The following is a 451-nucleotide window of genomic DNA, read 5'->3' as shown; positions in this document are numbered from 1 at the left end:
GGTGAGTAATGGTTCAAGCTCAACAGCCGTACATAAAGTAATTCCTTGTTCACTAACATGCAGCTGATTCTTTTTAGAAAGCAAATACCCGCGTTTTTTTAAGACCTCAAGAACGTTGGCTCTGGTTGCTTCGGTGCCGATCCCTTCAACATCTTTTAAGATTGATTGGGCTACTTCATCATCGAGAGTTCTACCGGCAGTTTTCATAGCCGTGATTAATGTACCTTCGGTAAAGGGTACAGGTGGGGTAGTTTCCTTTTGCGGTGTTTTCAAGTCGGCTTGAACTTTCTGGCCTTTTGTCACCTTTGGCAGCGTTACAACCGTTTCATCATTTTTGTCTTTATCGTCTGCAAATAGCAATTTCCAGCCTTGTTTGATTGGCACATTTCCGGTTGCCTTAAAATTGGTTTTGCCAACCTCAGTAATAATTGTTGTTTCTTCATATTCATAT

The 451-nt window shown here is 41.2% G+C and carries 1 protein-coding gene; it reads right to left on the bottom strand.

The window, feature by feature from the left end; genetic code table 11:
- Nucleotides 1-451, bottom strand: a 451-nt coding sequence (locus KH893_RS12185) for a DNA topoisomerase (RefSeq protein WP_281166326.1), incomplete at both ends; no start/stop codon positions are given.

Origin of the sequence: Liquorilactobacillus sicerae (assembly GCF_029916425.1) — a bacterium.
GTDB classification, from domain to species: Bacteria; Bacillota; Bacilli; order Lactobacillales; family Lactobacillaceae; genus Liquorilactobacillus; species Liquorilactobacillus sicerae.
Note: the sequence above shows the minus strand (reverse complement) of the source record. Positions and strands in the feature narration are given on the sequence as shown.